The following is a 1354-nucleotide window of genomic DNA, read 5'->3' as shown; positions in this document are numbered from 1 at the left end:
GGGCAAGGACTTCAATCATGCGACGCGTGATCTGCGCGAGCACATCGACAACGGGGAAGCTCCAAAGTGGCGGTTGCTGGTGCAATTGATGGCCGATGACGAGATCGATGATCTGGCATTCGATCCACTGGACCCGACGAAGACATGGCCGGAGGATCGTTTCCCGTTCATGGCCGTGGGAACGATGACGTTGAACCGTAATCCGCAGAACTATTTTGCCGAAGTCGAGCAAGCTGCTTTCTCGCCGAGCGCTGTGGTTCCGGGTATTGAGCCTTCCGAAGATAAGCTGCTGCAAGGCCGCTTGTTCTCCTATCCTGATACGCAGCGGCATCGTCTGGGTGCCAATTACTTGCAGATTCCGATCAACTGTCCGTACGCTCCGGTGCGTAACCATCAGCGCGATGGCTTCATGAACGTGAACCAGGACCCGTCACCGGTCAATTATGAGCCGAACAGCTATACCTCGGGACCTGTGGAAGATCCGTCCTATCGTGAGAGTGAGGCTCCGCTCAAGGGTCACGTGATTCGCCAGCGTATTGAGAAGACCGATGATTTCACGCAGGCGGGTGAACTCTACCGTTCGTTTACTGTGGAACAGCAGGATAACCTGATTCGTAATTTGGTAGCGGATCTAAGCCAGACCAAGGCCGATATCCAGCTTCGGGCAGTATGCAACTTCTATCGAGCGGACGCCGAGTACGGATCGAGAGTTGCCGCAGGATTAGGCGTCGATCTCAGCGCCTTTGTCCCTCAATCGCCTTCGGTATAAGCAATCGAACCTAAATAAGAGCTTGCCCATGTCAAGCCGTTGTGCGGAGATGGCAGGCCATGATATAGATCAAGATGTAGTGAGGGGTCCCCAGAATAGGGACCCCTTTCTTTCATTTACAAGAATAAGACCTAAGTGGCTTTCACTATAGGGGCATGGCTATTATACTTGAAGCATGTGATCTAAAGCTGTACTACTCTAGGAGAGCGAGGCTTATAGAATGGCACAACATATGAAGGATCGGATCGTGGCATTGGCCGGCCCCCGCAAAGCGGCAGAAATGGCCAAGTTGGTTGAGAAGATGGGGGGGACAGCGTTGCTCCGTCCGGCGCAAGGCACTGTCTTTCTGGATGACGAGGTGCTCAGAGCATCGATTGATACCTGGCTTAAACAACCGGCGCCGTGGGCGATATTTACGACGGGAATCGGCCTGGAGGCCATATATAATACGGCGGAGCAAATGGGACTTTCGCCAGCATTGAACGAGATCTTGCAGCATACATCGATTGCGGCTAGAGGCTACAAGACCGTTAATGCGTTGAGAAAAAGAGACCTGTCTCCGCTGGTTAGGGACGATGACGGAAG

2 protein-coding genes are annotated in these 1354 nt (G+C 53.2%); both read left to right on the top strand.

Translation table 11 applies throughout. From position 1 onward, the window contains the following. Positions 1 to 769 (top strand): catalase (locus ACFRAK_RS28120; protein WP_394573056.1); only part of this gene is annotated, 769 nt, incomplete at its 5' end. Positions 770 to 989: 220 nt separating this feature from the next. Further along, positions 990 to 1354, top strand: a 365-nt coding sequence (locus tag ACFRAK_RS28115; protein WP_394573055.1) for a uroporphyrinogen-III synthase, incomplete at its 3' end; no start/stop codon positions are given.

The organism is Peribacillus sp. NPDC056705 (assembly GCF_043656335.1).
Note: the sequence above shows the minus strand (reverse complement) of the source record. Positions and strands in the feature narration are given on the sequence as shown.